Source organism: Microbacterium sp. NPDC089189, from assembly GCF_040685095.1.
Taxonomy (GTDB): domain Bacteria; phylum Actinomycetota; class Actinomycetes; order Actinomycetales; family Microbacteriaceae; genus Microbacterium.
The window spans coordinates 74577-98462 of the sequence record NZ_JBFBHG010000003.1 but is presented as its reverse complement, the minus strand read 5'-3'; the positions used below and the strand labels follow the sequence as shown (position 1 = coordinate 98462).

General features: G+C 71.0%; 17 protein-coding genes and 1 pseudogene. 6 read left to right on the top strand and 12 right to left on the bottom strand.

What is annotated here, in order from left to right:
- Window positions 1-5 precede the first annotated feature (5 nt).
- The 6 genes and pseudogenes from AB0N73_RS02755 to AB0N73_RS02730 all read left to right on the top strand — a co-directional run bounded on the left by AB0N73_RS02755 (window position 6) and on the right by AB0N73_RS02730 (window position 10924).
- On the top strand, window positions 6-1391 hold the full coding sequence (locus AB0N73_RS02755) for an extracellular solute-binding protein (RefSeq protein WP_363560117.1): 1386 nt from the start codon (window positions 6-8) through the stop codon (window positions 1389-1391).
- A gap of 2 nt (window positions 1392-1393) precedes the next feature.
- Entirely contained in the window at window positions 1394-2347 is a 954-nt protein-coding gene (locus AB0N73_RS02750) for a sugar ABC transporter permease (RefSeq protein ID WP_363560115.1), read from the top strand.
- Window positions 2344-3267, top strand: a complete 924-nt coding sequence (locus tag AB0N73_RS02745) for a carbohydrate ABC transporter permease (RefSeq protein WP_363560113.1) — start codon at window positions 2344-2346, stop codon at window positions 3265-3267. The genes AB0N73_RS02750 and AB0N73_RS02745 overlap by 4 nt, the downstream gene beginning before the upstream one ends.
- A 3-nt stretch (window positions 3268-3270) precedes the next feature.
- A pseudogene (locus AB0N73_RS02740) lies at window positions 3271-5061 on the top strand (glycoside hydrolase family 3 N-terminal domain-containing protein); the annotation flags it as partial.
- Window positions 5058-8060, top strand: coding sequence for a glycoside hydrolase family 38 C-terminal domain-containing protein (locus AB0N73_RS02735; RefSeq protein ID WP_363560111.1), 3003 nt, complete (start codon window positions 5058-5060; stop codon window positions 8058-8060). The pseudogene AB0N73_RS02740 and the gene AB0N73_RS02735, both read left to right, overlap by 4 nt.
- Before the next feature lie 50 nt (window positions 8061-8110).
- Complete coding sequence (locus AB0N73_RS02730) at window positions 8111-10924, top strand: polysaccharide lyase family 8 super-sandwich domain-containing protein (RefSeq protein WP_363560109.1); 2814 nt, start codon at window positions 8111-8113, stop codon at window positions 10922-10924.
- A 32-nt stretch (window positions 10925-10956) separates the two neighbouring features.
- Here AB0N73_RS02730 and AB0N73_RS02725 read toward each other — a convergent pair whose 3' ends face one another.
- The 12 genes from AB0N73_RS02725 to AB0N73_RS02670 all read right to left on the bottom strand — a co-directional run bounded on the left by AB0N73_RS02725 (window position 10957) and on the right by AB0N73_RS02670 (window position 23874).
- The gene (locus tag AB0N73_RS02725; protein ID WP_363560107.1) at window positions 10957-11904 is read right to left on the bottom strand and encodes a sugar phosphate isomerase/epimerase; all 948 of its coding nucleotides are present in this window, start codon (window positions 11902-11904) and stop codon (window positions 10957-10959) included.
- On the bottom strand, window positions 11901-13457 hold the full coding sequence (locus tag AB0N73_RS02720) for a GMC oxidoreductase (protein WP_363560105.1): 1557 nt from the start codon (window positions 13455-13457) through the stop codon (window positions 11901-11903). The genes AB0N73_RS02725 and AB0N73_RS02720 overlap by 4 nt, the downstream gene beginning before the upstream one ends.
- Window positions 13458-13479: 22 nt before the next feature.
- Window positions 13480-14391, bottom strand: coding sequence for a carbohydrate ABC transporter permease (locus AB0N73_RS02715; protein WP_363560103.1), 912 nt, complete (start codon window positions 14389-14391; stop codon window positions 13480-13482).
- The gene (locus tag AB0N73_RS02710) at window positions 14388-15365 is read right to left on the bottom strand and encodes a sugar ABC transporter permease (protein ID WP_363560101.1); all 978 of its coding nucleotides are present in this window, start codon (window positions 15363-15365) and stop codon (window positions 14388-14390) included. Before AB0N73_RS02710 ends, AB0N73_RS02715 begins: the two co-directional genes overlap by 4 nt.
- Before the next feature lie 7 nt (window positions 15366-15372).
- Window positions 15373-16755 carry an ABC transporter substrate-binding protein gene (locus AB0N73_RS02705; protein WP_363560099.1) on the bottom strand — a complete coding sequence of 461 codons (1383 nt, stop codon included), beginning with the start codon at window positions 16753-16755 and terminating at the stop codon, window positions 15373-15375.
- Between the two features lie 126 nt (window positions 16756-16881).
- Window positions 16882-18006: an ROK family protein gene (locus AB0N73_RS02700; RefSeq protein WP_363560097.1), complete on the bottom strand. Its 1125-nt coding sequence runs from the start codon at window positions 18004-18006 to the stop codon at window positions 16882-16884.
- 27 nt (window positions 18007-18033) lie between these two features.
- Window positions 18034-18816, bottom strand: coding sequence for a TIM barrel protein (locus tag AB0N73_RS02695; protein WP_363560095.1), 783 nt, complete (start codon window positions 18814-18816; stop codon window positions 18034-18036).
- 99 nt (window positions 18817-18915) lie between these two features.
- Entirely contained in the window at window positions 18916-20406 is a 1491-nt protein-coding gene (locus tag AB0N73_RS02690; RefSeq protein ID WP_363560093.1) for a hypothetical protein, read from the bottom strand.
- Window positions 20403-21032, bottom strand: a complete 630-nt coding sequence (locus AB0N73_RS02685) for an ABC transporter ATP-binding protein (RefSeq protein ID WP_363560091.1) — start codon at window positions 21030-21032, stop codon at window positions 20403-20405. Before AB0N73_RS02685 ends, AB0N73_RS02690 begins: the two co-directional genes overlap by 4 nt.
- Window positions 21033-21088: 56 nt before the next feature.
- On the bottom strand, window positions 21089-22123 hold the full coding sequence (locus AB0N73_RS02680) for an alcohol dehydrogenase catalytic domain-containing protein (protein WP_363560089.1): 1035 nt from the start codon (window positions 22121-22123) through the stop codon (window positions 21089-21091).
- Between the two features lie 28 nt (window positions 22124-22151).
- The gene (locus AB0N73_RS02675) at window positions 22152-22595 is read right to left on the bottom strand and encodes a cupin domain-containing protein (RefSeq protein ID WP_363560087.1); all 444 of its coding nucleotides are present in this window, start codon (window positions 22593-22595) and stop codon (window positions 22152-22154) included.
- A 22-nt stretch (window positions 22596-22617) separates the two neighbouring features.
- The gene (locus AB0N73_RS02670; protein ID WP_363560085.1) at window positions 22618-23874 is read right to left on the bottom strand and encodes a multidrug effflux MFS transporter; all 1257 of its coding nucleotides are present in this window, start codon (window positions 23872-23874) and stop codon (window positions 22618-22620) included.
- Window positions 23875-23886 lie beyond the last annotated feature (12 nt).

Sequence of the window (23886 nt, the reverse complement as noted above, 5' to 3'; positions counted from 1 at the left end):
GAATCATGCATCAGCGCACCCGACGCGCCCTCGCGGCCCTCGTCGTGGTCCCCGTGCTCGCCGGCGTCGCAGCCTGCAGCAGCAGCGGGGACGACGGCGAGGCTGCCGGCGGCGCCGACGAGCCGGTCACCATCACCATCATGGGCAAGCCCGCGGCGACCAACACGGCTGCCGTCGAGCTGTTCGAACGACAGGTCGCCGCGTTCGAAGAGGCCAACCCGAACATCACCATCGAGGCGTCGGACGTGCCGTGGGACGCCAAGACGTTCACGACACGTCTGGCCGGCGGCAGCGCGCCCACGCTGCTGCGTGTGCCGCTCACCGAGCCGCCCGCGCTGATCGAACGCGGCCAGGTCGCCGACATCGCCGGCATCGCGTCGAAGCTCGAGAGCTTCGACGACCTCAATCCGCGCGTCATGCAGTTCCTGGAGCGCGACGGCGCGGTCTACGGCATCCCCGAGAAGAGCTACGCCTTCGGGCTGGTCTACAACCGCGACCTCTTCGAGCAGGCGGGGCTCGACCCCGACAGCCCACCCGAGACGTGGGAGGAGGTGCGCGAGTACGCCAAGCAGATCTCCGACTCCACCGGCAAGACCGGGTTCGGCGAGATCACGACGAACAACAGCGGCGGGTGGCACCTGACCGGCTACGACTACACGTTCGGCGGGCGCATGATCGAGCAGGAGTCGGACGGCACCTGGGTGGCGGCGTTCAACGACGATGCCTCGCGCGACGTCATGGAGCTGTGGAAGGCCATGCGCTGGGAGGACGACTCCCTCGGTGACAACGTGCTCGGCAAGCAGGAGGACCTGGTCGCGGAGTTCACCGCCGGCAATGTCGGGATGTGGGTCTCGGCACCGCCGGACGTCTACCCCAACTACATCGCCGCGGGCGGCGACCCGGCAGCGTTCGGCGCCGGTCCGATGCCGCAGGGCGGAGCGGACGCCACCCTGGCGGGTGCGACCGTGCTCATGGTGAACGGGACGGCCACCGAAGCGGAGCAGGAGGCCGCGGTCAAGTGGATCGAGTGGCGTGCGCTGCGCCCGAACTACGACCTCGAGGTCGCCGCCGAGACGGCGGAGGCATCGGCCGCGGACGGCCTGCCGGTCGGCGTGCCGGTGGCGCCCATCTTCAGCCAGGAGGCGTACGACGCCTACCGCGAGGCGATCGCCGAGTACGTCAACGTGCCGGTCGAGAACTTCGCCCCGTATGTGGCCTCGCTGGACGCCTTCGAGTACGTGCCCGAGCCGGAGGTCGCCTCGCAGGAGATCTATGCCGCGCTCGACCCCGTCGTGCAGGCGATCCTGACCGATCCCAACGCCGACATCGACGCTCTGCTCGACGACGCCGAAGCACGGGTCAACCAGATCCTGGCGCAGTACGCGTCATGACCATGACCCCCGAACGCCTGCGCGGCACGGCTCCCCGCCGTGCCGCGCAGGCGGCCGAGCCGCCGCGGCCCTCACGGCGCGGCGGCGCACGCCGCCGCGCCGCCTGGGCGGCGCTGGCCTTCCTCGCCCCGACCCTCGTCATCTTCGGCTACTTCGCCTGGTGGCCCATCGCGCAGAGCGCCGTCCTCGCGTTCCAGCAGACGAATCTGGTCGACCCGGCGGAATGGGTGGGGTGGCGCAACTTCGAGATCCTGTTCGCCGACCCGCTCCTGCCGCGTGCCGCGCTGAACACGCTCTGGTTCACGGCGCTGTCGCTCGCGATCGGTCTCCCGGTGCCGCTGCTGTGCGCCGTGCTGATCTCGGAGCTGCGCCGCGGGGGCACGCTCGCGCGCGTGTTGGCCTACCTGCCCGTCGTGATCCCGCCGGTCGTGTCGGTGCTGCTGTGGAAGGTGTTCTTCAGCCCGGGTGAGTCCGGCGTGGTCAACAGCCTGCTGGGCCTGGTCGGGATCGGACCGCTGCCCTGGCTGCAGTCGCCGGAGCTGGCGATGCCGAGCCTGGTCATCGTGGCCACCTGGTCGGGCGCGGGCACCGCGATCCTCATCTACCTGGCGGCGCTGACCGGCGTCAGCACCGAGCTGTACGAAGCGGCCGAACTCGACGGCGCGTCGATCTGGCAGCGCATCGTGCACATCACCCTGCCGCAGATGCGGGGCGTGATCCTCGTGCTCCTCCTCCTGCAGATCATCGGCGCGATCCAGGTGTTCACCGAGCCGTACGTCATGACGGACGGCGGACCCGCCAACGCGACCGTGACGGTGCTGCTGATGATCTACCGCTACGCCTTCCTGTTCGGCAACTACGGCGTCGCGACGGCGCTCAGCGTCCTGCTCGCCGTCGTCCTCGTCATCGTGTCCGCGATCTACCTGCGGCTCACCCGTTCCTGGAGTTCCCGATGACCGTCACCACCCCGGTTCCCCGCCGTCTTCGCCGCCCCGCCGCACCGCGCGATCGCGGCATCCTGTCCGGCTTCGACTGGCGGCGGCCGCGCATCTTCGTCGGTTGGCGCGCGATGCACGTCGTGCTGTTCATCGGCCTCATCGCGCTCGGTGCTATCCCCCTGGCCTGGATGCTGCGCGCGGCGATCTCGACCACGACCGATCTGGTGCAGCACCCGCTGAGCCTCATCCCCGACCCGGCCAAGTGGGAGAACATCCCGACCGCCTGGACGCTGCTCGACATCGGCCACTACCTGGGCAACACGGTGGTGCTCGTGGGCGGGTCGTGGATCGTCCAGCTCGTCGTGTCGGCGACCGCGGGCTTCGCCCTCGCCGTGATCCGCCCTTGGTACGGCCGATACGTCTACGGCGCCATCCTGCTCACCCTCTTCGTGCCGGGAACCGTCACGCTCATCGCGCTCTACCTGACCGTTCTCGATCTCCCGCTGCTGGGCATCGGGTTGACCGACACCCCCTGGGCGGTGTGGCTGCCGGCCGGCGCGAACGCGTTCACCATCCTGCTCGTCAAGCAGTTCTTCGAGGACATCCCCCGCGATCTCTTCGAGGCGGCGCAACTGGACGGCGCGGGGTGGTTCACGATCTTCTGGCGCATCGTGCTGCCGATGTCGCGGCCGATCCTCGCGGTCGTCTCGCTCCTGTCGATCATGACGGCGTGGAAGGAGTTCCTCTGGCCGCTCATCGTGCTGACCGACCCGACCACTCAGCCGCTCGCCGTCGCCCTCCCCCGGCTCGCGCAAGCGACTGATCCGGCGTACCTGATCTCCGGGCTGCTCATCGCGAGCATCCCCCCGATCCTCATCTTCCTGATCTTCCAGCGCTCGATCGTCCGCGGCATCGGCTTCACCGGACTCAAGGGCTGAGCGGTGGTCGACGCCTACCGCGACCCGCGGCTGTCACCGGCCGACCGTACGGCGGATCTCCTCGCGCGCCTGAGCCTCGAGGAGAAAGCCGGGCTGATGTTCCACACCGTGATCGAGTCCGGCCCCGGGGGCTCCCTCGTCGAGACGACGGGGGCGCTCAGCAAGTCGCCCACCCGCACGGTCGTGCTCGATAAGCACATGAACCACTTCAACGTGCACGGGCTGGGCACCCCGCGCGAGGCGGCGCGATGGGCCAACGCACTGCAGCGCCTCGCCGCCCAGACCGAGCACGGCATCCCCGTCACCATCAGCACGGACCCGCGCCACGCCTTCACCGAGAACGCCGGCGCCTCGTTCGCGGCGCGCGGGTTCTCGCAGTGGCCCGAGCCGCTGGGTCTGGCGGCACTGGACGACGCCGACATCCGGGAGCACGCCGAGATCGCGCGGCGCGAGTACCTCGCCGTCGGCATCCGCATGGCGCTGCATCCGCAGGTCGACCTCGCGAGCGAGCCCCGGTGGGGGCGGCAGTTCCAGACCTTCGGCGCGGATGCCGACCGCACGATCCGGGCGCTCACCGCCTACCTGGAGGGGTTCCAGGGGTCGGCGCTGGGCCCGGACTCGGTCGCGTGCGTGACGAAGCACTTCCCGGGCGCGGGTCCGCAGCAGGACGGCGAGGACGCGCACTTCCCCTACGGCCGCGAGCAGGTGTACCCCGGTGGACGGTTCGACCTCCACCTCGCGCCGTTCCGCGCCGCGATCGCGGCGGGCACGGCCGGGATGATGCCCTACTACGGGATGCCGATCGGGCTCGAGCTCGACGGCGACCCCGTCGAGGCGGTCGGCTTCGGCTTCAACCGCGCGATCGTCACGGGGCTGCTGCGCGAGAAGCTGGGGTTCGACGGCGTGGTGGTGACGGACTGGGAGCTGATCCACGACAACGTCGCGCAGGGGCAGGTGCTGCCGGCGAAGGCATGGGGCGTTGAGCACCTGTCCCCCGCCGACCGCATCGTGAAGGTGCTCGACGCGGGATGCGATCAGTTCGGCGGCGAGGAGTGCGTCGACCTCCTCGTCGACCTCGTGCGCAGCGGTCGGGTCGACGAGGCGCGGATCGACGTCTCGGCGCGGCGACTGCTCGAGCTCAAGTTCCGGCTGGGTCTCTTCGATGATCCGTTCGTCGACGAGGACGACGCGGAGCGCGTCGTCGGCTCACCCGCGCATCGCGAGGCGGGCTTCCGCGCCCAGGCCGCATCCGTCACCGTGCTCCGCGACGGCGACGCCGCGACCGGACCGCTGCTGCCGCTGACCCCGGGGGCGCGTCGCCGGATCTACGTCGAGGGCATGTCCGCCGCGGCGGCGCGAGAGCTGGGCGAGATCGTGAGCAGCCCCGAAGAGGCCGACCTCGCCGTCGTACGCCTGTCGGGGCCGTTCGATCCCCGCGACGATCTGCTGTTCGAATCGCTGTTCCACCAGGGCTCGCTGGAGTACCGGCCCGGTCTGCTGGCGCGGCTGCGCCACATCGCCTCGGTCACCGAGCTGGTGGTCGACGTGGGGCTCGAACGGCCCGCCATCCTCACCCCGCTCGTGCCGCTGGCGCGCGTCCTCGTGGGCACGTACGGCACCGGCGACGACGCGCTCGTCGCCGCCCTGACCGGCCGCATCCCGCCCCGCGGGCGCCTGCCGTTCGAGATCCCGCGCTCCATGGATGCGGTGCGTGCCGGCCGGGAGGACGTGCCCAACGACACCGCCGACCCGCTCTTCCCCGTGGGCTTCCGCGCGGTCGGAGCGGCGCGATGAGCGGGGCGACGGTGCCGGACCGGCTGGCGAGGTTCGTCGACGAGACGCTGCGCTCCGCGGCGGTCGTGCACACCGCGACGGTCCGGATCGAGGCCTGGGCGGTGCCCGGCGAACCCGTCCCCTTCGCGGATGCGGTGGGTCGGGACTTCACGCCCTTCGCGGTCGGCGAGCGCTGGGGGCGGCCGTGGAGCACCCTGTGGCTGCACGTCCGTGCGTCGGTGCCCGTCGGCTGGACTCGGGACGCGCACCGACGCGTCGAGCTCGTGGCCGACCTCGGGTTCAACGGGCTCGCCCCCGGCTTCCAGGCCGAGGGGCTCGCGTTCCGTCCCGACGGCACCGTCATCAAGGGCATCTCGCCGCGGAACGCCTGGCTTCCGGTCGAGACCGACACCGTCGACGTCTACCTCGAGCTGGCGGCGAACCCGACGATCCCACCCGAGTCCCACTGGAGGACGACGACGCTCGGCGAACCCTCCGACGCGGATGCGTCGCCGCTGTACCGGCTGGAACGGCTCGAGCTCGCCCTGATCGACGACCGCGCCGAAGAACTCCTCCGCGACATCGAGGTGCTCGGCGGCCTCGCCGCACAGCTGCCGCCGGCCGCACCGCGGGCGGCGAAGATCTGGCGGGCACTGGATCGCATGCTGGATGCGGTCGATCCCGACGACCTCCCCGCCTCGCTCGATCGCGCCCGCGAACTGCTCGCCCCGGTGCTGTCCTCGCCCGCAGCGGCGAGCGCGCACCGCATCGTGGCGGTGGGCCACGCCCACATCGACTCCGCATGGCTCTGGCCGGTGCGCGAGACCATCCGCAAGTGCGCCCGCACCTTCTCGAACGTCCTGGACCTGCTCGAGCGCCACCCCGACCTGCGCTTCGCGTGCTCATCCGCCCAGCAGCTCGCCTGGATCGAGGAGCGCTACCCCGATCTCTTCGCCCGGATCCGGCAGAAGGTCGCCGAGGGGCGGTTCGTGCTCGTCGGCGGCCAGTGGGTGGAGCCGGACACGAATCTCCCCGGCGGCGAGGCCACGGCCCGCCAGCTGATCGTCGGCAAGCGGTGGTTCCTCGAGAAGTTCGGCATCGAGACCACGGAGGTGTGGCTGCCCGACACCTTCGGGTACTCGGCCGCGCTGCCCCAGCTGGTGCGGCTCTCGGGCTCCGACTGGTTCATGACCCAGAAGATCTCCTGGAACCAGACGAACCGCATGCCGCACCACTCCTTCTGGTGGGAGGGCATCGACGGCACCCGCGTGTTCACGCACTTCCCGCCCATCGAGACGTACAACGCGGAACTCTCGCCCGCCGAGCTCGCGCACGCCGAACGCACCTACCTCGACCACGGCACGGGCACCGTCTCACTCGCGCCCTTCGGCTGGGGCGACGGCGGCGGCGGTCCCACCCGCGAGATGATCGCGGCGGCGCACCGGCAGGCCGACCTGGAGGGCTCGCCCCGGGTCGAGCTCGGCACACCGCGGGGTTTCTACGAGAGCGCCGCGGCCGAGAGCGCCGAGCTTCCGGTGTGGTCCGGCGAGATGTACCTCGAGCTGCACCGCGGGACGCTGACGAGCCAGCTGCGCACCAAGCAGGGCAACCGGCGTGTGGAGCGCATGCTGCACGACGCGGAGCTGTGGGCGACGACCGCCGCCGTGCGCGTCGGACTGCCGTATCCGCGGGAGGCGCTGCGCCGCGCCTGGGAGCGGACCCTGTTGCTGCAGTTCCACGACATCCTGCCCGGCAGCTCGATCGCCTGGGTGCATCGGGAAGCCGAGGCGGACCACGCCCGGTTGCGGCGAGAACTCGACGCGATCGTGCGCGCCAGCATCCTCGCGCTGACCGGCGAGGGGGATGCCGCGCTGACCGCCAACGCGGCGCCGCTCGGGCTGGGCGGGGTGCCGGCCGGCGCCATCCAGGCGGCCGCCGCACCCGAGGCGCCCGCCACGCTGCGGCCCGCGGACGACGGCGGATGGATCCTCGAGAACGGGCTCGTCCGGGCCGAGGTCGACGGCGACGGCCTGCTGCGATCGCTGCGCGACGCCTCGGGCCGCGAGGCGATCGCACCGGGAGAGCGTGCGGGTGTGCTGCGGGTGCATCCCGATCGGCCCGACAAGTGGGATGCGTGGGACATCGACCGTCACTACCGCGCGCGGGCGGTCGATCTCGACCGTGCAGACGACCTGGGCGCCGCGGTGATCGACGGGGTGGCGCAGGTGCGGGCGACGCGGTCCCTCGGGTCCTCGACCGTCGTGCAGACCATCAGCCTCGCACCGGCACGCGGCGCCGTCGACATCGCGCTGCACGTGGACTGGCAGGAGCGGCATCGCCTGCTGCGGATGTACGCGCCGCTCGACGTGCACGCCGACAGATCGAGCGCCGAGATCCAGTTCGGCCACGTCGAGCGGCCCACGCACAGCAACACCTCCTGGGATGCCGCGCGGTTCGAGATCGTGGCCCAGCGCTGGATCCACGTGGGCGAGCCCGGGTACGGCGTCGCGATCGCGAACGATTCGACGTACGGGCACTCGGTCGAGCGCCATACGCGGGCCGACGGCGGCACGACCACCACGGTCGGCCTGTCGGTGCTGCGCGCCCCCGCCTTCCCCGATCCCGACGCGGACCGCGGCGTCCACGATGTGGCGTTCGCCATCCGCCCGGGGGCGAGCCTGCGAGAAGCGGCCGAAGAGGGGTACCGCCTCGACGGCGGTGCCCGTCGGGTGAGCGGCGCCCGGCCGGTCGCACCGCTCGTGCGCTCGAGCGATCCCGATGTGCGGGTCGAGACGGTGAAGCTCGCCGAGGACGGCTCCGGCGACGTGATCGTCCGCCTGTACGAGGCGTCTGGCGGACGTCGCACGACGACGCTGCACATCGATGTGCCCGGCGCGCGGGTGAGCGAGGCGGACCTGCTGGAGCGCGAGGCCGGCGGCGGCCGCGTGTTCGCACCGGACGAGGACATCGTCCTGACCCTGCGCCCCTTCGAGATCGTGACCCTGCGCTGCGCGCGATAGGCGTGGGCGCATCCCCTCCCCCACAGAACCATCAGCGAATGAGGACAACGATGTTCGGTACTTCGATACGGCGGGCGACCGGTTGGACCGTCGCGCTCGCGATGATCGCGGGAGCGCTCGTGCTCCACCCCGCTGCGCCGAGCAGCGCGACGACAGAGAACGAATTCGACACGGTGCGGCAGAAGTACGCCACGATGCTGACCGGCGGGTCGACATTCGACGGCTCGGACGTCGACATCGCGGCCCGCATCGCGAACATCACGGCGGCCGGACAGCAGTCGTGGACCTCGATGAAGAAGAACGCCGACCGCAACAGACTCTGGGACGACTCGCCCTTGGGCAACGACTCGGCCAGCCTGACCCGCACGTATCAGCATCTGCGCGACATGGCCCTCGCCTACACGACCGAAGGTTCCACCCTGCAGGGGAACACCCAGCTCGAAGCCGACCTCATCGATGGGCTCGACTGGATGGACACGAACGCGTACTACGACGGCAAGACTCGGTACCAGAACTGGTGGCACTGGGAGATCGGAGCGCCGCTGGCCCTGAACGACATCGTCGCGCTGATCTACAGCGACCTCACCAGCACCCAGGTGTCGAACTACATGGCCGCGATCGCCTTCTTTCAGCCGACCGTCGCGATGACCGGCGCCAACCGGCTGTGGGAGAGCCAGGTGATCGCGATCTCGGGGATCAACGCGCAGGATGCCACCCGCGTCGCCGCGGGACGAGACGGCCTGAGCGCGCTGTTCCCGTACGTCACGAGCGGCGACGGTTTCTATGCGGACGGGTCCTTCGTGCAGCACAACTACTACGCCTACAACGGCGGATACGGCGCATCCCTCCTCTCCGGGATCGCAGACCTCATGTACCTGCTCGACGGATCCACCTGGGAGGTGACGGATCCGAGCAGCGCCAACGTGTTCGAGTGGATCTACGACGCCTACGAGCCGTTCATCTACAACGGCAACCTGATGGATATGGTCCGCGGCCGCGAGATGAGCCGCTTCGGCGCGCAGGACGACGATGCCGCGGTGCCGGTGCTGGCGTCCATCGTGCGGCTGTCCGACATCGCGGAACCCGCAGACGCAGCGGCGTTCACGAGCATGATCACGTCCTGGTTGTCGGTCGACTCCGACAAGACGTTCCTGTCGAACGTGTCCGTGGATCTCATCGTGTCCGCGAAGAGCATTCTGAGCGACAGTTCGGTGCCTCCGCGCGACGAGCTCGTGACGAATCGTCAGTTCACCGGCATGGACCGCACCGTCCACCTACGACCGGGCTACGGCTTCGGCATCAGCATGGCGTCGAGCCGCATCGCCGCCTACGAGGCGATCAACGCCGAGAACGTCAAGGGATGGCATACCGGGGACGGGATGACCTACCTGTACAACAACGACCTCAGCCAGTTCAACGACGACTTCTGGCCGACGGTCGACAGCTATCGCCTCCCGGGAACGACGGTTCTGAAGAACACGACCCAGCCGTTCAACGCGAGGACCGACAGGTCCTGGGTCGGCGGCGCGAGCATCCTCGACCGGTACGGGGTCACGGGGATGGACCTGCATCCGATCGGACGCACGCTGGAGGGCAAGAAGTCGTGGTTCATGTTCGACGACGAGATCGTCGCGCTGGGGGCGGGCATCACCAGCACCGACGGGATCGCCGCAGAGACGATCGTCGAGAACCGCAAGCTGAACACCGCGGGCGACAACGCACTCACCGTCAACGGCACCGCCAAGCCGTCCACGCTCGGCTGGGCGGAGACCGCGGCCGGCGTGAACACCGTGCACCTCGCGGGCAGCGTGGCCGGCTCGGATCTGGGCTATTACTTCCCGGGCGGCGCGACCGTGAACGGGCTGCGAGAGCAGCGGACGGGCAACTGGAAGCAGCTCAACTCCGCATCGGGCTGGGCGAACAGCACGCCGATCACCCGCAACTACCTCTCGCTCGCGATGGATCAGGGAACCAACCCGACCAACGCGGCGTACTCCTACGTCCTGCTCCCGAACAAGACGAGCGCGCAGGTGACCAGCTATGCCGCCGATCCGGGGATCACGATCCTCGAGAACTCCGCATCCGTCCAGGCGGTGCGCGAGAACGCACTGAACGTCACGGGGATCAACTTCTGGAGGGACGAGCCGACGTCGGCCGGCGGAGTCACCTCAGACAAGAAGGCCTCGGTCATGATGAACCGGACCGCGGACAGCGTCGAGCTGTCGGTGGCCGATCCCACGCAGAAGAACGCCGGGCACATCTATCTCAGCCTGGACTCGTCGGCGACGGGGCTCATCTCGAAGGATCCCGAGGTCACGGTGCTGCAGTACACACCCACGGTCGAACTGAAGATCGACGTGAACAACGCGCGGGGGAAGGACATCAACGTGGAGTTCTCGCTCGGGGGCGCTCAGCAGCCCAATCCCGCGCCGATCCCGGTGCCGAGCGTCTACGAAGCCGAGACGCTCCCGGTCAATGCGCTCACGAACTCCGTCACCGTCACCGACGACGCGAACGCGAGCGGCGGCAAGAGAGTCGGCGTGAACAACAACGCGGTCGGCAACTACCTCGAGTACAGCGTCGATGTGCCGCAGGCAGGGACGTACGACGTCGTGGCCCGTGCCTTCAAAGTCGGCGGAACGGGCATCTACCAGTTGTCTGTCAACGGGACGAACGTCGGCAGCCCGCAGGACTTCTTCTGGACCCCGGCACCCGCTCAGAAGGACCTGACTTTCGGCTCCCACACATTCCCTGCGCCCGGAAGCTATCTGGTGAGACTGACGACCACGGGCAAGAACACCAGCTCATCCGGGTACAAGATGATGCTGGACTATCTGAAGCTGGTGCCCGTCACCGGGGGCTGACCTCGCGTCAGTCGGTCTGGGCGCCGCCGGGCTCAGCCGAGGGCGCGTCGGGCCCAGTCGGCGCAGGCCACGGCGCTGTCGAACGGGTCTTTGTCGGCCAGGTCGACCTCGATGATGATCCAGCCGCCGAAGTCCGCCGGCAACGCGTCGAGGACGCCGTCGAGGTCGAGGTCGCCCTCGCCCGGGTCGGTGAACAGGCCGCGGCTCGGCCCCCAGGAGTAGGGCCTGGGCACCGCACGGCTGCGCTCAGCGACATCGAGCGACAGGTCCTTGACGTGCAGATCGAGGATGCGGTCGCGGTAGCGCGAGACGACGTCGACGGGGTCGACGCCGAGCCACGCGAGATGGCCGATGTCGAACGAGGCCCCGAGCCGGGCGGGGTCGATCGCGCCCAGCACGTGGTCGATCTCGTCGACCGTCTCGACCCACGTGCCGACGTGGTTGTGCAGCCCCGCGCGCACCCCCTCGGCGGCGAGCACGTCGATCGCCTCGTCGAGGATGTCGGTGAGGCGATCGAGCCGGTCAGCGTCGAAGCCCGCCCCCACGGCGGCCGCCGTGGTCGCACGCACCGAGGCGGGCTTCCAGTTCAGCTCGGGGGCCAGAAAGACCGTGTCGAGACCGAAGTACGCCGACTCCTCGGCCTTGCGCCGCACCCCGTCGAACCAGTGCACCCGCTCGGCGGAGCCCCGCGGCAACGGCTGCTCGGGCACATCCACCGCCGCGTACCCGGGCGCGACCGCCAGGCCCGCGGCGGTTACCATCCGCTCGAAGTCCTGGATCGTCTGGGTCTCGAGGACGCCCAGCATGACCGTGTCGAAGCCGGCACGCTTGACGCCCCGCAGCACGTCCGGATAGGCGTCACGGAACGCCGGGTCGGCGATCAGCCATAGATCGGCGCTGTCCGGGTCGGACGCGTCCTCTTTCAGGCTGAACCACTGGATGGGGTTGAGCGCGACGCGCGCGTGCGGCAGACGGGTCATTCGGTGCTCCTCGATTCGGCGTGCGAGGCCAGGACGGCCTCGGCGGCGCGGACGGCGGTGACGACCCCGGTCAGGGTCGAGTTGGCGGCGAGCGCGGTGGGGATGACCCCGTTCCCCGCGACGTACAGGTTGTCGTAGCCCCAGACGCGGCCGGCCGGATCGCAGACGGAGGTTCCGTCGTCGGCGTCCCCGGTGCGGACGGTCCCAGTGATGTGCAGCGATGAGCCCGCATCCAGCAGTTTGGAGTCCCGCTGCGGATCCCACTCGCCGAGCTCCGCGGCGATCCCGGCGACCATCGTCGTCGCCCCCTCGATGAGCGCACGATCGGCGTCCGAGTAGGCGAACTCCACCCGCATCCGCGGCATCCCGGTCAGGTCCGCCGCGGCGTCGTCGAAGACAAGGCGGTTCTCGGCGCGCGACTCGACCGGCACGTACACCGACACCCCGACGCCGTAGCCGAGCGGCGCCCCCTCGTCGTCCACGTACGTGCGGTTCATGACCTGCGCGTGGTACGGCTGGTCGTGGCCGGTGGTCGGGATCCAGAGCGAATCGGTCACGAACTCGTCGTCCGCCGCCGTCGGAAGCGACGCCACCGCGATGCCGAAGCGATCGAGGTCCATGACGATGCGGTTGCTCGAGAACGCGTGCTCGTTGAGGTAGCGCCCCAGGGCGGCGGGACGGATGCCGGAGGCGAACAGCAACTGCGGTGTGCGGAAGGCGTCGGCGCACACGATCGTGGTGGTCGCTCGGAACGTGCGGTCCTCGCCGTCCGCGAACCCGTGGGTGCGGGCGCCGACGACCCGACCGCCCTCGTGGAGGAGCGCGGTGACCAGCGCATCGGTGCGCAGCGTGAAGTGCGGGTCGTCGCCGCGGGCGATCGGCGGGAAGATCGTGGCCGGACCGGTGCGGACCCGTCGGCCATCGACCACGCGGACGGCCATCGGCATCGGCTGCGGTTCCCGCTCCGGCGTCGTCGTGGCGGCGAAGCGGGCACGGAGCACCTCGAGCACGCGCTCGCCCGGGGCCGTCGGGCCGATGGGGGCCGGTGTCACGCGGAGCAGGCGGCGTGCGGTGTCGAGGTCCGCCTCCCAGCGGGCGGGGTCGCCGAACCGCTCGTGTGCGGCGGGCCAGGGCGTCGCGGCCGTCCAGTGCACGCCCATCCCGCCGGCGTTCCAGGCGATCGCGGCCCCCGTCAGGCCGCCGGCGTCCTGCCCGAGGGTGCCGAGACGGTGCATGCCCGGCTCGAGACGATCGAGGTCGTCGACCGCCGGCTGCAGCGTCTCGTCGCCGGCGTACAACCCCTGGATGCCGCTGGAGACCCGCACGTTGTAGCGACTCCAGATCTCGGGGTCCGCGCTCTCGTGCAGGTGCTCGCCCGGCACCGACCCGATGACGGGCCCGGCATCCAGCATGAGGATGTCGAGGTTCGGATCGCCTTCGCGCAGCAACGCGGCCACCGCGGCGCCCATGATCCCCCCGCCGACGATGAGCACGTCGGCGGGAGGCGCCTCGTCCGGGAGGGCGCGCGAGCGGTCGTGGGAGGTGCAGGGCATGCGGAGTCCTAGGTGGATCGGGTCACTTCACCGCGCCACCGGTGATACCGGCGACGAAGTAACGCTGGAGGACGATGAGGACGAGGAGCGGCGGCAGCACCGAGATGAGTGCGCCGGCGGCCGTCACGTTGGTGCCGTTGGAGACGATCTGCTGGGCGAGCCCCGCCAGTTGCACGGTCACGGGAGCGTCCGAGCCGGAGATCCCGATGAAGATGAGCGGGGTGAGCAGGTCGTTCCACGACCAGAGGAACTGCAGGATGGCGAGCGACACCAGGATCGGGGCGGCGAGCGGCAGCACGATGCGCAGGAAGATCCGGAGCTCCGATGCCCCATCCACCGATGCCGCCTCGAACAGCTCGACCGGGATCGTGTACATGTAACCGCGCACGAGGAAGACCCCGAACGGCAGCGTGTATCCGACCTGGAAGATCCACACCGCGATCGGCGTGCCGGTGAGTCCCCAGGCCGAGAAGAGCTGGATGAGCGGGCTGAACGACAGCTGCGGCGGCACCGCGAGCAGGGCGACCAGCATCCCGTAGACCAGGAGGTTGCCGCGGAACCGCCAGCGCGAGAGGGCGTAGCCGCCGTACGCCGACAGCAGCACGGTCACCACCGCCGCGGGGAGCGCGAGCGCGAGGGTCGCGAGGAGCGTCGACTCCAGCCGCAGCGCACCCGCCGCCGTGGCGAAGTTGTCGAGGGTGATCAGCGGCTGGGCGAAGATCGTCCACCAGCCGCTGGCGGCGGAGTCCGGCGTCGTCCGCAGCGACATCGCGAGCAGCTGCAGGATCGGGGTGAACCAGAACATCGCGACGACGAGGACCGTGAGGTGCAGGAGGAGACGCCCGATCCGGCCGCGCGGGCCGCGGCGGCGTCCGACGCCACGGCTGGCCCGCGCGGCGGGCGATGTGGTGGGCACGGCCGTCGTGGTGCTCATGCGTGCATCTCCCGTCGCGCGGCGCGGATGTTGAACCAGACGATCGGCAGCGCCAGCAGCAGCAGCACGATCGCCAACGCGCTCGAGCGGCCGATGTCGTTGGGGTAGTGGAAGAGCTGTCCGAACATCTCGTTCGCGATGACGTCGGTCCCGGCGTTGCCGTTGGTCATGACGTACACGACGTCGAAGACCTTGATGGCGGCGATGACCTGCGTCGTGATGACGGTGAGCATGCTGGGCCAGATGACCGGCAGGGTGATCGAGAAGAACACCCGCATCTCGCTCGCGCCGTCCAGGCGGGCCGCCTCGAGATACTCCGTCGGCACGGCCTTCACCGCCGCCGAGAGGATCAGGACCGCGACGCCGAGCCCGGCCCAGACCCCCACCATGACCAGCGCCATCGTGTTCAGCCACTGGGCGTCGGTCGGCGGGCGCGCCGTCCACGGCACCGGGGCGAACCCGAGGGCCTGCAGCACGGCGTTGAACGCGCCGAGCTGAGTGCGACCCTCGGGCGCCCACGTGTAGAGCAGGCGCCAGCTGATGCCGGCGGCGGTCAGCGAGATCGCGGTCGGGAGCACGAGCAGGGTGCGCGCGACCAGCTCGTAACGCACCCGGTCGATGAGGACCGCCATGAGCGTTCCCACCACCAGGATCCCCGCCGGGAGCGCGACGATCCAGATGGCGTTGTTGAGGAAGAGCGGCAGCACGTCGCTGCCGAACGTCCACAGGTAGTTGTCCAGTCCGCTCCAGGCCGACGAGTCGGCATCCCGGAAGCTCAGCACGAACGTCGCGATGCCGGGATAGATCAGCACGATGCCGACGCCGACGATCACCGGAGCGAGCCAGAACCAGGGGCGGATCCGGCGCACGACGGCGGGCCGCGCGCGGCCCAGGAACCGCTCGCCGGCTGCGGTGACGAGGATCACCGCAGCCGGGACGAGCAGTGTCCCGATCAGGATGGACAGGACGGTCATGCGGTCGTCAGCTCTTGGCCGCTTCGATCCCCGCGAGGATCGAGTCGAGGGCGGACGGGTCCTGGATGTAGGCGATGATGCCCTGCAGGTACGCGGTGTTCACCGCGGTCGGGACGGCGCTCGCGGGCCCGGGCGTCACGGTCTCGGCCGCCAGCAGCAGCTGGGCGGAGTTGCGCATGCTCTCGTTGGGGTACGCGTCGAGGGGGACGTTGACGTTCGCGACGGTGTACCGGCCGCTCGCGGCGATCAGTGCCTGCGCCTCGGGGGTCGCCCAGTAGCGCATGAACGCGGCCGTGGCGGGGTCGTCGTTGAGCGCGAAGGTGACGTGGCCGGCCACATCCAGAGCGCCGGAGAAGGCGGGGTCGCTCGCGGGGACCGAGAAGAAGTCGAGTCCGTCGGGGACCGTAGCCTGCGGGTTGGAGCCCTGCACGATGCCCGCGGCGTAGTTGCCCCACAGCGTCAGCTGGCACTGCTGCGGCTCGCTGTACATGCCGTCCATGAAGGTGAACGCGGATGTCGAGACGGCGCCCTGCGGTCCGCCGCTGACGAGCGTCTCGGAGGTGGCGATGCGACCGAACTCCTCGAAGGCCCAGCGCACCTCGGGGCTCGTCCACGCGAGGTCGCCGCTGGCCCAGGCGGCGAGCGCGTCGCTGCCGAACTTGCCCACGAAGAGGTTCTCGATGAAGCCCTGCGCCGGGAAGCCGGACCCGGGACCGGCCTCGAGGCCCATGCACCACGGGGCGGTACCGCCGGCGGCCTCCTGCTCCGACCAGGCCATGAGGTCCGCCCACGTTCCGTCGGTGGGGCCGTCGTAGGTCGCGGGGTTGAAGAACACCTGGAACGTGTCGGCTTCGTTCCAGATGCCGTACACCTCGCCGTTCACGGTCGCCGACTGCAGCAGACCGGGGTTGAAGTTCTCGGCGAGCACGTCGTCGCCGATCACCTCGCTGAGCGACAGCGCCTGGCCGGACTGGGCGTACTGCTGCATGAGCCCCAGGCCCTGTCCGTCGACGATGTCGGGGGCGTTGCCGGCCGAGACCGCCGCGGCGACGGCGGTGGCCTGGTCCTGGCTGCCGACGTAGTCGACCGCGACGCCGGTGGCCTCGGTGAACGGGGCCATCGCCGCGGTGAACGGGTCGCCGTCCGCCCCGCCGGCGATGCCGATGACCTCGAGCGTGCCGCTGAGGTCCTGCCCGCCGGCGGCCTCCTCCGCCGCGGCGACCGCCGCGGCGACGAGCTCGGGGGGCAGCGCCGTGGCGGCGGAGGTCTCGGTCGGGTCGGCGCCGCTGGCCTGATCGGCCGAGGCACATCCGGCCAGTGCGAGCGCGCCCACGAGGCCCAGCGCGGTGAAGGGGATGATGCTCCGCGAACGCGGCAGATGACGGTTCATGCAGACTCCAGATGCTCATGTCGGGTCGCCGCCGGACGAACATGTCGGGGCGTGCGAGCAATAATGGGCGGAAGTAGCATTAAATGGCCAACCGGAAATCGAAAAGTTACACGCGCGCAATACCGCTCAGTCGATGCCGAAGATGTCGGCGCCCAGCGAATCGAGGGCGAACCGCACCCCGCCGCGGAGCACCGCGTCGCGCGGGAGCGGCGCGACGCGCACATCCATCTCGGGGAGGTCGAGAGCGGCGAGCGCCTCACCGAGATACGTCCGGACGATGCCCTCGACGCCCTCGAGCCCGCCGCTGACCACGAGCACGGGCGGCGCCAGCACCCACCCGATCGTCGCCACGAGACGGGCGACCGAGGCGAAGAACTCGCGCGCGAGGGCAGCGGCGGCCTCGTCGCCGGCCGCAGCGCGACGCAGGATCGCCCGGGCCGCCTCGCGCTCCGCCTCGTGCGGCGAGCTGATGCGCGCGACCGGGTGCTCGTGCAGGTCGGGGCCCGACACGGGAAGCCGCACCAGCTCCCCCGCTGCCCCCTGGAACCCCCGGTAGAGGTCGCCGTCGATCACGACGCCCGCGCTCACACGGTTGCCCGGGGTCAGCACGACGAAGGTGGACTCATCGCGGACCGCGCCGAACGCGTGCTCGGCGACCGCGACGAGATTGGCATCGTTCTCGACCGAGGTCGGGGCGGAGAACGCGTCCTGGAACGGGGTGCGCAGGTCTTTACCCGGCCATTCCGGACCGACCGGGGAGGTGTGCACGACCCCATCCACACCGACGGTTCCGCTCACCCCGACGACGATCCCGGCGAGCCGGTCGCGATCGCGGGCCGACGCCGCGAGGGCCTCGCCCGCGACGGCGAGCGCCATGTGCACCGCGGCAGCCGCGTCGTCATCGTTCACGAGCCGGGAGGAGGCGCGCGCGAGCTCGGTGCCCTGCGCGTCGGCGACGACGGCCCCGACCTGGGGCGGAACGATCATCACCGACAGCACGAGGGCGCGGTCGGCGACGAACGCGAAGTACTTCTTCGGCCTCCCGGCCGCCGCCGCAGCCTCGGGCGGGTCGGCTTCGCGCACCCAGCCCCGCGCGATCAGGTCGGCGAGGATCAGCTCGATGGTGCGCCGAGACAGCCGCGTCTGCGCGACGAGCTCGGCATTGGTCACGACCCCGGATGTGTCCGCGAGCACGCGCAGGACCGCGTGGGTGTTGAGGCGGCGCATACCGGATTGATCGATGACCGGCATCACGCACCCCCTTCGCTCAGCAGCCTCTCATCGTACTGAACCGGCGGCGCGCTCCCACGTGCGCCGGGCCGTCTCCAGAGACGCCGCCGAGGTGCCGGACGGGAAGAACTCGAGACCCGTCGGGCCGTCGTATCGCGCTTCGGCGAGGGCTCGCGCCACGTCGGCCCAGTCGATGCCGCCGGTCGAGGGTTCGTGGCGCCCCGGGGCGTCGGCGATCTGCACGTAGTCGAGGAAGGATGCGGACGCCGCGATCTCGTCTGCCACCCGCTCTCCCTGCGCCACCGAGTGGTAGACGTCGAACAGCATCCGCACCGCGGGATCGTCCACCCGGCGCAGAAGGTCTCGCGCGTCCGCGGCGGTGGCGATCGCAGAGCCCGGGTGATCGACCCGCGTGTTGAGGGGTTCGACCAGCAGGGTGACACCGCTCCCCCGGGTCGCGAGCGCCGCATCGCCCAGCGCCTCGCCCACCCCCGACAGCACGTCGTCGCGGGACCACCCGTCCGGCGCCGTTCCGAGCGTCGTCACGACCCGGGTCGCCGACAGCGCCCACGCCGCGTCGACCGCGTCGCGTACCGCATCGACGAATCTCCGCCGCTCGGCGGGCACCGCCGCCGGCACGCTCCAGTCGGTGACGAACGCCACGATCTCGACGCCGTGGTCCTGCGCCGCCCGCGCGAGCGCGGGCAGGTCGACAGACTCCCAGCGCCAGAACTCGACGGCGTCGAAGCCGGCGCCCGCCGCCGCGCGCAGACGGGATTCGTGGGGCCCCTCCTCGACGAACTGCATGTCGATGTTCGCGACGAATCTCATGAGCCACCCTCCCGGCAATATTGCGACTACGTAGCAATATATGCCGTCGGGTCAGCTCTCGTGCGCCTCACCCCACCGCCTGACGCACGGCATCCCGTCTCAGCGTCGGTGCCTCCAGCGGGTGACACCGATGACGGCGACCACCGTCGCCACCGCCAGAAGCGGCACCGGTGACGCGAGGACGATGCCCGCCGCCGCGCCCGCCCCGGCGGCCAGGACGAGCCCGTCGAGTGCCCACACCAGTCGCACGGCGGCGCTCAAGTCGCCCATCGGCGTCGGAATGGGGGTGAGCAGGCTCGACGGCAACGCCCCCTTCACCGCGGTGGCGACGCGCGCCCCGAGGGCGAGCACTCCCGCAGCGAGGGCGCCCGCCAGCGGGGTGGCGCCGAGCCCCGCGACGGCGGCGCAGACGAGGACTGTCACCACCAGCAGGGCCACCAGGACGCCGATCGGGAGGAGCAGATGACCCAGGAGCAGCGCCTCGTCTGAGACCCCGTAGAGCGGGAGGTCGGAGGCGACATACGCCGCATGGCGCATCCCGTCGGTGAGCGGCCCCAGCCCCGCGAACAGGAGCACTCCCCCGGCGGCGCCGAGCAGCACACCGGGTGCGCCGGGCGCGAGGGCGAGCGTCAGGAGCACACCGGCCGCGACGAGGGCGACGACACCGACGCCGAGTCGGGCGGGCGTGCGGATCGCTCCGACGGCGTCGCGCCGCACGAAGGCCCACCGCGCTCCGCCTCTCGGGCCGACCGCTCGGAGCCGGCGGCCGAGGTGCGGCGGCCGTTGGTATGTCGTGGCCGCCGCACCGAGGTCCATACCCGTGGCGAGTGCCGTCGCCGCGGTCCACCGGGTGGCCTGGGCGGTCATGTCGGTGGCGCCGAGCCGGGTCAGGAGCGTCGGCACCGCCGCGACGAGCACCGCCGCGAGCACGCTCAGCAGCATGACGCCGGACGGCGAGCCGGGCACCGGATAGGCGGCCCCCACCCATCCCCACGGGACGAACGCCAGGACGCCGGGCAGGAGGACCGTGACCGCACCGAGCAGCATGATCGCCAGCGCCGCGGGCGCGGCGGCACGGGGAAAGGCCTGACCCGCCAGCCAGAGAACGGTCGCGATGATGCCGACGAGCGCGCCCGCCGCGACGAAGAGCGCGATGCCGAGCGGGTCCGCCGCGCCCGCGGCCGCCAGACTCGCGCCGACCACGCCGGCGGCGAGGGTCGTCAGCGCGGCGACCTGAGCGCCGGCGCGCCGCACCGGAGCACCGAAGGCCTCGACCCGCGGCCGATCGCTCGTCGCCAGCATGTGCGTCACGAAAGGCGCGAAGAGCGCGGGACCGCGGTCGCGGCCCACCAGCAGGGCACACGCCCACAGCACGGCGACGACGCCCGCCGCCACGGCCGGGGCCGCGGGTGCGGCGAGGACCGCGATCCCCGCGGCGCTCGTCGCGCTCACCCAGACGGCGCGGACGGCGGGCGCGATCGCGACGATCACGACCATCAGCATCAGGTAGGCGAGATACGCGCGATCCCCGGCGGAGCGGCCGGTGCGGGCGCGCCACATCCGCACGACGGCGCGGGAGCGTGTGCTCATGCGGCCGCATCCAGGGTCAGTGTGTGATCGGCCAGGTGGTCGGCGAGGGCGGCGCTGTGCGTGGCGATCACGAGCGTGGCCCCGTCGTCGCGCCGGGCACGCAGGGCGTGCAGCACCGCGTCGACGTGCTCGGGATCGAGGCGCTGTTCGGGCTCGTCGAGGATCAGCACCTCGAACGGTCGGGCCAGGACCAGGGCGAGCCCCAGCAGCTGGGTCTGCCCCGACGAGAGTTCATGAGGGAAGCGCTCGTGCAGGTCGTCGAGCCCGAGCTCGGCGATCACCCGGCGCGCACGCGACTCCGCCTCACCGGGATCGGCCCACCAGGTCGTCGCGACGAGGGCGACGTGGTCGAGGACGGTGAGGTCGGGCGCGAGGGGCGGGAGTCCGATCATCGCGGCGACGCACCCGCGAAACCGCGGATCCCGTTCGCGCACGGCCCTCCCGCCGATGCGCACCGCTCCACTCGAGGGGGCGCGGACTCCCGCGAGGACACGCAGGAGCGTCGACTTGCCGGTCCCGTTGCCGCCGCGCACGATCAGCGCTTCGCCCCGCTCCGCCGACGCGGAGACGGGCGCGAGGAGCGTCACGTCCCCCACCTCGACGCCGACGTCCCGGATCTCGATCACCCTGCCCATGCTCGCATGCCCGCATCCGCATATCCACGCCGGGAGGTGCGCGGCTCTCAGGGGCGGATGAGCACCTTCACCGCCTCGCGGGCGTCCATCAGGCGATATGCCTCGGCGATGTCGGCGAGCGGCAGCTCACGGTCGAAGACCCTGCCCGGCTCGATCGTGCCGTCGATCACCTGGGGAACAGCCGCCTCGAGATAGGCGCGGATGGTCGCAGGTCCGCCCGTGAGCGTGACGTTCTTACCGAACAGCGACGTGAAGCCGACCGGCGCATCCTCGTACTGCGGGACCCCGACGCGCGAGATGACGCCGCCCGGGCGCACGACACCGTAGGCCTGCTCGTACGCGGGCATGTGCCCGACGGCCTCGAGCACCACGTGCACACCCTCGCCGCCGGTGATCTCGCGCACCCGGGCGATGCCCTCCTCGCCGCGCTCGGCGACGACGTGCGTCGCGCCGAACTCGCGACCGAGATCGGTGCGGGCGGTGTGGCGCCCCATCAGGATGATGGTCTCGGCGCCGAGCTGCTTCGCGGCGAGGACCGCCGAGAGACCGACGGCGCCGTCACCGACCACCGCAACCGTCTTCCCCGCATCGACGCCGCCCCGAACGGCCGCGTGGTAGCCCGTGAGGTACACATCCGACAGCGTCAGCAGCGACGGCATGAGCGCCTCGTCGGTACCGGCGGGGATCACGACGGCCGTTCCGTCCGCGTAGGGGATCCGCAGCTTCTCGGCCTGCGTCGCCGACGGCGCCCCGTCGAAGAACCCGCCGTGCACGCAGGATGTCGTGATGCCGTCACGGCAGAAGGCGCAGGTGTTGTCGGACCACGCGAACGGCACGATGACGGTGTCGCCGACGGCGAGAGAGGTCACCTCGGCACCGATCTGCTCGACGACGCCGATGGCTTCGTGCCCCATCCGGCGCCCCTCCGGCGTCTCGCCGAGGTCGTGATAGGGGTGCAGGTCGGACCCGCAGACGCACGCGTAGGTGACGCGGACGATCGCGTCCGTCGGAGCGTCGATGGTGGGCTCGGGCACGTCGACGACGCGGACGTCGCCGGCGTTGTACATGACGGTTGCACGCATGAGCGGTTCTCTTTCTGTCGGGGATGAGTCAGGAATCGACGACGGTCGACGATGCGACGCCGCTGTCGACGGCGCGCCCTTCGTACTCGTCGTCGGTGATGTGTTCGCCCCACCAGGAGGCGATCTCGGCGCCGTCGTCCGCTTCCAGGACGGCGAGGTGCTCCATGAAGACACCCGGCGCCGACGCGTGCCAGTGCTCCTGCCCGGGCGGCGTGTAGAGCGTCTGCCCGGGGCGCACCTCGACGATGTTGCCGTCGCGATCGCCGAACCGCGCGATGCCCGACACGACATGCAGGTACTGCCCGCGGGCGTGGGAGTGCCACGCGGTGCGCGCGCCGGGCTCGAACCGCACGCGCGCCACGGTGGCGCGCTGCACCGGCTCGTGGGGGACGACGATCATCTCGAGCCACACGTTTCCGGCGAACTGCTGGGGCGGGTTCAGGGTGGTCTCACGGGCGGGCTCGATGTTCATGGCGTTTCTCTCTTCTGAAGGGTCAGCGGGCGGAGGCGACCGATGTCGGCCGGTCGCCGGCGGTGGATGACGTCGCGAGGTTCCGGCGACGCACGAACAGCAGGCACGACGCGGCTGCGAGAAGCACCGCGCCGAGGGTCGTGAGTCCCAGCGGCAGGATGCTGAGCGCCCCGGCGACGCCGACGAGCGGAGCGGCGACGGCTCCGAAACCGAAGCGCATCATGCCGAGGAGCGCCGACGCGGCGCCCGCCGTCTGCGGGTGGTCGGAGAGCGCCACGGTGGTCGCGGGCGGTGCGGTGACCGCGACACCGCTCGACACGGCGAAGAGCGCCACGATAACCACCCACAGCGGCATGGGTGCCAGACCAGCCAGGAGCAGTCCCGCGGCACCGACCGCCGTGACCGCGACACCCACCGCGAGCGTGCCGGCGATGCTCCATCGCTCCGCGGCGCGCCCGGCGAGATATCCGAACACCATGTGGCCGGCGGAGTTGAGCCCGAACGCGGCGGCGTACCCGAGCGGCGTGAGGCCGTAGACATCCTGCAGCACGAACGTCGACCCGGCGAGGTAGGCGAACAGCGCCGCGTACAGGAACCCCTGGTTGAGCACCGCGCCGAGGAAGCTCCGGTCGCGCAGCAAGGTGCGGTAGGACTGCAGCGCCTCGCCGAACCCACCGCCTCTGCGCTCCGCGGCCGGCAGCGTCTCGTCGAAAAGGAGGACGGTGATGACCAGGATCGCGACGCCGATGACCGCCAGGAAGAGGAACAGCCCCCGCCAGTCGGTGACCGCGGTGAGCGCCCCGCCCAGGAGCGGCCCCACCACGGCGGCGAACCCGCCGACGACCGTGAGTCGCCCGTAGAAGCGGATGAGCGGCGCGCCGGAGTACACATCGCGTCCTGCCGCGGTGGCGATGACGATGCCGACTCCTCCGGCGATTCCCTGCATGAGTCGCGCGAGGATCAGCACCTCCACCGACGGGCTGATCGCGCACAGCACCGAGGTGACGACGTACGCCGCGATTCCGATCAGCAGGATCCCGCGCCGACCGAACCGGTCGGACAGCGCTCCGGCGATCAGCTGCCCCGAGGCCAGCCCGATCAAGCAGGCCGTCACGGTCAGCTGCGCGACGGAGGTGACGGCGCCGAGCTCGGCCGTCAAGGCGGGAAGCGCGGGCAGGTAGAGGTCCATCGAGACGGGGCCGAAGACCGTCAGCAGCAGAAGCAGCGACGGCAGCAACCGGGACGGCCGACGGGGAGGGGGTGCGGTCTCGGCGGTCATGGACTCCAGTGT